9 protein-coding genes and 1 tRNA gene are annotated in these 6545 nt (G+C 66.0%); 8 read left to right on the top strand and 2 right to left on the bottom strand.

The genetic code is table 11. The annotated features are described in order from the left end of the window. The coding region (locus AX692_RS07060) for a (deoxy)nucleoside triphosphate pyrophosphohydrolase (protein ID WP_073977609.1) at nt 1-392 on the top strand (392 nt) is incomplete at its 5' end. Nucleotides 393-458: 66 nt separating this feature from the next. Then, a tRNA-Arg gene (locus AX692_RS07055) sits at nt 459-535 on the top strand. 85 nt (nt 536-620) lie between these two features. Here AX692_RS07055 and AX692_RS07050 read toward each other — a convergent pair. After that, a complete protein-coding gene (locus tag AX692_RS07050) occupies nt 621-1010 on the bottom strand; it encodes a metallopeptidase family protein (RefSeq protein WP_073973067.1) in 390 nt (129 codons plus the stop codon). Nucleotides 1011-1218: 208 nt separating this feature from the next. On the opposite strand from AX692_RS07050, the gene folE reads away from it, so the two are divergent. The 5 genes from folE to AX692_RS07025 all read left to right on the top strand — a co-directional run bounded on the left by folE (nt 1219) and on the right by AX692_RS07025 (nt 4293). Then, a complete protein-coding gene (folE, locus tag AX692_RS07045) occupies nt 1219-1845 on the top strand; it encodes a GTP cyclohydrolase I FolE (RefSeq protein WP_073973066.1) in 627 nt (208 codons plus the stop codon). Between the two features lie 163 nt (nt 1846-2008). Continuing rightward, on the top strand, nt 2009-2455 hold the full coding sequence (locus AX692_RS07040; RefSeq protein WP_155645002.1) for a hypothetical protein: 447 nt from the start codon (nt 2009-2011) through the stop codon (nt 2453-2455). A 138-nt stretch (nt 2456-2593) separates the two neighbouring features. Further along, the gene (locus AX692_RS07035) at nt 2594-3118 is read left to right on the top strand and encodes a c-type cytochrome (protein WP_073973064.1); all 525 of its coding nucleotides are present in this window, start codon (nt 2594-2596) and stop codon (nt 3116-3118) included. Continuing rightward, nucleotides 3119-3808, top strand: a complete 690-nt coding sequence (locus AX692_RS07030; protein WP_073973063.1) for a cytochrome b/b6 domain-containing protein — start codon at nt 3119-3121, stop codon at nt 3806-3808. Next, the gene (locus AX692_RS07025) at nt 3805-4293 is read left to right on the top strand and encodes a hypothetical protein (RefSeq protein WP_073978119.1); all 489 of its coding nucleotides are present in this window, start codon (nt 3805-3807) and stop codon (nt 4291-4293) included. Before AX692_RS07030 ends, AX692_RS07025 begins: the two co-directional genes overlap by 4 nt. A gap of 90 nt (nt 4294-4383) precedes the next feature. Here AX692_RS07025 and AX692_RS07020 read toward each other — a convergent pair whose 3' ends face one another. Beyond that, complete coding sequence (locus tag AX692_RS07020) at nt 4384-4863, bottom strand: peroxiredoxin (protein WP_073973061.1); 480 nt, start codon at nt 4861-4863, stop codon at nt 4384-4386. Between the two features lie 190 nt (nt 4864-5053). Between AX692_RS07020 and ahcY the strand changes: the two genes are divergently transcribed. After that, on the top strand, nt 5054-6478 hold the full coding sequence (gene ahcY / locus AX692_RS07015) for an adenosylhomocysteinase (RefSeq protein ID WP_073973060.1): 1425 nt from the start codon (nt 5054-5056) through the stop codon (nt 6476-6478). The last annotated feature ends 67 nt before the right edge of the window (nt 6479-6545 follow it).

Here is a 6545-nt window from a genome sequence, read left to right as displayed (position 1 = left end):
ATGCCCAGCTCCTCGGCCAGCTCGCGCGCGGGGACGGGCGGCTGCTGATGCATCTCAGGCCTGAAGGAAAGCATCACGCCGGACTATGGGAATTCCCCGGGGGGAAGGTCGAGACCGGCGAAATGCCCGCCGCAGCCCTGGTGCGCGAGCTGGCCGAGGAGCTGGGCATCGTCAGCGAGGCCGTTGATCTCGTGCCTTGGGGCTTTGCCGAGGCCGGCGGGCAGGGGCGCGGCGGCCCGGCGCTGGTGCTGCTGCTCTACCGCCTCACGCGCTGGCAGGGCGAGCCGCGTGCGCTCGAGGGCGGCGGGGTGGGCTGGTTCACCCCCGAGGAGATCGCCGCGCTGCCCAAGCCGCCGCTCGACGCAGAGCTGGCCGCGCGGCTCTTCCAATAATGGCGATTTGCATCCGAACCCACTTGCCAAGCCCGAACGGCCCCCCTAAAGGGCCCCCCTCAGCGCGCACCCGTAGCTCAGCTGGATAGAGCACCAGACTACGAATCTGGGGGTCAGAGGTTCGAATCCTTTCGGGTGCGCCAAAAAAGCCCGTCTCCTTCCGGAGGCGGGCTTTTTTGGTGCCGCGGCCCAACTTGCGCGTCCCCGCAGCCCCAGCTGGGCTGCCCCTCAATCCCCCACCGAATCCTCGAGCGCGTGCATGTCATCGTCCGACAGGCCGAAATGATGCCCGGCTTCGTGGATCACCACGTGGCGCACCAGTTCGGCAAAGCCGACGCCGGTCTCCTCCATCTCGGCGAGCAGCGGCTGGCGGAACAGGGTGATGACGGGCGGGAGCCCCTCGCTGTCCCACTGCGTCCGCTCGGTCAGCGCCACGCCCTCGTAAAGCCCGGTCAGATCGTAGGGATCCGCGATCCCGAGCGAATCGAGCTGCTCGTCGGTGGCAAACTCCTCCACCTTCAGCACCACGCCCTCGAGCGCGCGCGCGAACACCTCGGGCAAGCGCGCCAGCACGGCGCGTGCGAGCGATTCGAATTCAGCGGCAGAAGGCTCGCGCATGATGGATTTGCATCCTTTTGAAGGCGTCAGGGGGGTGCATTGCGCAAAATCCTGCCTACATTTCCACACGTAGCGGCGGCATCCATCGGCGGCAATCGACGTATCTTGGCGGAACGCCTCGGATGTTCGATGGTTGACGACACTCGGGCTTGACAGGCGAGAGGGCGCTCCATCGGGGAGCTGCGGATTGAAGAAAGACGAAACTGACATGAACCATATCTCCGCCCATGATCACGACGATGTGTTCGATCCGGAAAATCCGCTCGGCAAGCCCGAGGTGCCCGAGCATGTGCAGGAAGCGATCCGCACGCTGATCGCCTGGGCGGGCGACGATCCCAATCGCGAAGGTCTGCTCGACACCCCCAAGCGCGTGGGCCGCGCGTGGCTCGAATATTGCGAGGGCTATCGCGAGGACCCGGCGATCCACCTCACCCGCCAGTTCACCGAGGTGGGCGGCTATGACGAGATCGTGCTGCTCAAGGACATCCCCTTCCAATCGCACTGCGAACACCACATGGCGCCGATCATCGGCAAGGCGGCGATTGCCTATCTGCCGCGCAACAAGGTGGTGGGCATCTCCAAGCTCGCCCGGGTGCTGCACGGCTATGCCCGCCGCCTGCAAATCCAGGAGCGCCTGACCGCCGAGGTCGCGCAGTGCATCTGGGACCATCTCGATCCGCACGGCGTGGCGGTGGTGATCGAGGCGCAGCACGGCTGCATGACCGGACGCGGGGTCAAGACCCCGGGCGTCGGCATGATCACCAGCCGCATCCTCGGCTGCTTCCTCGACAACGACAGCAGCCGCAAGGAAGTGATGAGCCTGATGGGCTACTGATTCTGATCGGCCCGCACGCCGCCGCGCCGAACCGCGCGCGCAATGCGGCGGGCCGTCGGCTTGCGCGGCGATATCCACCGGGCATTGTTGGCCGCCCGCTCGCCCGCTGCTAGCGCTTCTCCTGTGACGGCCGCAAAGGCCGCAAACCGCAGGAGAGACCATCATGAAAAAGCTTGCGATGAGCGCATGCGTGCTCGCCGCCTGCCTCGCTGCTCCGGCCTTGGCGCTCGAGCACGAGGTGGTGATCGATCACGCCGAAGGGCCGATTTCGGCCGACTACAAGGGAACTGTAACGGTCAGCACGCGCCAGGTCGGCGCTGCCGGTGCCCCCGGCCGGCCGAGCACGCTTGCATGCCGGTGGAGCGCCCGGCTCGAGGTGGAGCGGATCGCGAGGGTCGGCGAAGCCTTCCGCTCGCAGCGCGTGCTCACCCGCGACAAGGTCGTGGGCGGAACGCGGCCCGGCTGGTGCGAAACCCAGAGCAAGGCAATCGACCGGATCGTCGAGGGGCGGCGCGACACGATCCGCAGCGCCATGCTCGCGCTGGTCGAGGCCGATCGCGCAGCGCTGCTCGCCGAGGCCGATAACGCCGCGGGCAGCACGCGCGGCTGACCCTTCAAGCCGCGTGCATCAGGCAAACGGGGCAGGCTTTTGCACAAGCCTGCCCCGTTTTCCCGTTTGCGGCCCGCAACAAAGCGGCATAGCTTTCCGTTCGGGATCCGATCGAAGACCATCCGAGGAGACTGACCGATGCTGCTGTTCACCGCCCGCCGTCTGGTCGCCCTTGCCGCCCCGGTCGCCATGCTGGCCGCCTGTTCGGGCGGCGATGCTGCCGATCCGGCCGCCGAAGGCACAGCGGGTGCTTTCCTCGCCAAGGGCGAGGTGCCGCCGATCATCAAGCAACGCGAGGAGAATTTCGAGGCCATCGGCGATGCCTTCAAGGCGATCCGCGGGCAGCTTGACAGCGACACGCCCGATTTTGCACTGATCGCCGCCAAGGCAAGCGACATCAACGCGCGTGCGGGCCAGATCCCCAACCACTTCCCCGCCGGCACCAGCACCGCCGACGGCTTCAAGACCGAGGCGCTCCCGGCGATCTGGGAGACGCCCGAAGAGTTCAAGGCCGCCGCGCAGAAGCTGGTCGACGAAAGCGCCAAGCTCGCCAGCCTCGCCACCGGCGGCGACAAGGCGGCGGTGGGCGCGCAGGCCATGGCAATGGGCGGCGCATGCAAGGGCTGCCACGACAAGTTCCGGCTCGACGATGAGAAGAAATAGGTGAGCGAAGCCTCGCCGCCGCGCGCGGCCCTGCAACCTGACGTCAGCGTGTGGGACCCGCTGCTGCGGATCGTCCACTGGAGCTTTCCGCTGCTGATCCCGGCCATGTGGTGGACGGCGGAGAACGACAAGTGGGCGCTGCACAAGCGGCTGGGGCTGGTGCTGCTGGGCCTGCTGGTGTTCCGCATCCTGTGGGGCTTCATCGGCCCCGAAACCGCGCGCTTTGCGCAATTCGTCCGGGGGCCGCAGAAGGTGCTCGCCTATCTGCGCGGGGATCGCAGCGCTGGGCCTGCCATCGGTCATTCGCCGCTGGGCGGGTGGAGTACCATGGTGCTGCTCGGCGCGATGCTGCTGCAGGTCAGCCTCGGGCTGTTCGCGGGCGATCCCTTCGACGGGACGACCGGGCCCTTGAACAGCCTCGTCGGGGTGGCGCTCGCCGACATGATCACCGAGCTGCACGAGACGTTCTTCTGGGTGATCGCCGGATTGATCGGCCTGCACCTGGCCGCGATCTGCTTTTATGCCGTGCGGGGCGATGACCTGCTGAGCCCGATGGTCGGCGGCAGCCGCCCGCCGCTTGCGGGTGTCACCGGGATCGGCCCCGTGCCTTGGGTGAGGGGGCTGCTCGCCTGCGGCCTCGCAGGGTTGCTGGCGCTGTGGGTCGCTTACGGAGCGCCGCCTCTGACATGACCGGACGTTTGCCGCAGCAGGTCAAGGCCATGTCCCTGATGGCACGGAGGCTTGGGGCTTTGTCGCTATTGGCTTTTCTGCTCAGCGGGCCTGCCGCTGCCGATAACGATACTTGGCAGGAAAATTTCCCGCAGAATTGCATTTTCCCGGCTGACGGCCTCGAAGAACCCGAGCCTTGCCGAAGTTTCTACCGGGAGTCCGACCGTCGCTCTGAAGATGGCGAGGCCTACACGATCTATGAATACAAGTGGATCGGCTCCGACGGCCGGGAGGTTGTTTACATTCCGGACATCGGCGGCTTTGCGATGAGCCGGTTCACCATCGGCACGCTGCACGACAACCGCTATGACGGGGGCCGCACGTTCAAGCCGGCGATCAGTCACACATTGCACAGGGACAAAACAGTGATCGGTGCGCCTGGCGAATTGTATCTGTTTGCCGTGTGTGACGAATACATCGATGGCAAGCCCTACAATTGCGACTGACCCGGTTCGCGGTTCCTGTCGGCTCCGATGAAAAAGGGGCGCCCCCGTTGCGGGAGGCGCCCCCTTTCTTTCGGGTCTGTCGGAAAAGCCTTACAGCTGGCCGAGCATGTGTTCCGCGCTCGAGACGCGGAAGTCGCCGGGTTCCTCGACATTCAGTTGCTCGACCACGCCGTCGTTGATCACCATCGAGAAGCGCTGGCCGCGCTTGCCGAGGCCGAAGCCCGAGCCGTCCATGGTGAGGCCGATCGCCTCGACGAATTCGGCATTGCCGTCGGCGAGCATGGTGATGTCGTCGCTGCCGGCGGCCTTGTTCCAGGCGCCCATCACGAAGGCGTCGTTGACCGCGGTGCCGACGATCTCGTCGACGCCCTTGGCCTTGAGCTCGGCGGCCTTCTCGACGAAGCCGGGCAGGTGCTTGGCCGAGCAGGTCGGGGTGAAGGCGCCGGGCACGCTGAACAGGGCGACCTTCTTGCCCGCGAAGTATTCGGAGGACTTGACCGCCTGCGGGCCTTCGGCGGTGGCCTTGATCAGGGTGACTTCGGGAAGCTTGTCGCCAACGGAGATGGTCATTGCGGGTGTGTCCTGTGTTGGGGGGTGCATCTGCGCGCGCTCTCTATCGCGGGGCGGTGTGGCGGGCAAGAATTAGACATATAAAGATAAGTTTATATTTGCCTCGGCGGCGATGTGCCGCTAGGGGGCTAGCCGCATAAGCAGATAGCCCGCCTCGCGGGTGCCTATCTGTGCATAGGAGATAGAAACGATGGCCACCCTCGCCGCCAATCCGACCACCGAATACGTCATCAAGGACATCGCGCTCGCCCAGTTCGGCCGCGACGAGATCATGATCGCCGAGACCGAGATGCCGGGCCTGATGGCGCTGCGCGCGGAGTACGGCGCCTCGCAGCCGCTCAAGGGCGCGCGCATCACCGGCTCGCTGCACATGACGATCCAGACCGCGGTGCTGATCGAGACCCTCGTGGCGCTGGGCGCCGAGGTGCGCTGGGCGACCTGCAACATCTTCTCGACCCAGGACCACGCCGCCGCCGCCATCGCCGCGCGCGGCATCCCCGTGTTCGCCATCAAGGGCGAGACGCTGGCGGACTACTGGGACTATGTGGGCCGCATCTTCGACTGGTCGAGCGAGGCCGATCCCGATCTCACCGCCAACATGATCCTCGACGACGGCGGCGATGCCACCATGTTCGCGCTGTGGGGCGCGCGCATCGAGGCGGGCGAGGAAATGGGCGAGCCGACCAACGCCGAGGAGATCGAGTTCCAGCGCGCGCTCAAGGCCTTCGTCGCCGCCAAGCCCGGCTACCTCACCAAGACCGTCAAGGCGATCAAGGGCGTCTCGGAAGAGACCACCACGGGCGTGATGCGCCTCTACCAGATCGCCAAGGCGGGCAAGCTGCCCTTCCCGGCGATCAACGTGAACGACTCGGTCACCAAGTCGAAGTTCGACAATCTCTATGGCTGCAAGGAATCGCTGGTCGACGCGATCCGCCGCGCGACCGACGTGATGCTGGCCGGCAAGGTCGCCTGCGTTGCGGGCTACGGCGATGTCGGCAAGGGCTCGGCCGCCTCGCTGCGTGACGGCGGCGCCCGCGTGATGGTCACCGAGATCGACCCGATCTGCGCGCTCCAGGCCGCGATGGACGGCTTCGAGGTCGTCACCATGGAAGACGCCGTCAAGCGCGCCGACATCTTCGTCACCGCCACCGGCAACGAGGACGTCATCACCGCCGAGCACATGATGAACATGAAGCCGATGGCGATCGTGTGCAACATCGGCCACTTCGACAGCGAGATCCAGATCGCCGCGCTCTCCAACTACGAGTGGAAGGAAATCAAGGAAGGCACCGACCTCGTCACCTTCCCCGATGGCAAGTCGATCATCGTGCTCGCCAAGGGCCGCCTCGTGAACCTCGGCTGCGCCACCGGTCACCCGAGCTTCGTGATGAGCGCGAGCTTCACCAACCAGACCCTCGCCCAGATCGAGCTGTTCACCAAGGCGGACGAATACGACAACGACGTCTATGTCCTCCCCAAGCACCTCGACGAGAAGGTCGCCGCACTCCACCTCGAGAAGCTCGGCGTCAAGCTGACCCAGCTGTCGGACAAGCAGGCGAGCTATATAGGCGTGCCGCAGGCCGGCCCGTTCAAGCCGGATCACTACCGCTACTAAGTCACACGGCTCGCCCGTCTCAGCCTGTTTGACCACAGGGTTGGGGGCGGGCGGGCTGTCCCCCGTT

Origin of the sequence: Erythrobacter donghaensis (assembly GCF_001557325.1) — a bacterium.
Lineage (GTDB): Bacteria > Pseudomonadota > Alphaproteobacteria > Sphingomonadales > Sphingomonadaceae > Erythrobacter > Erythrobacter donghaensis_B.
This window is presented reverse-complemented; position numbering and strand designations above follow the sequence as displayed.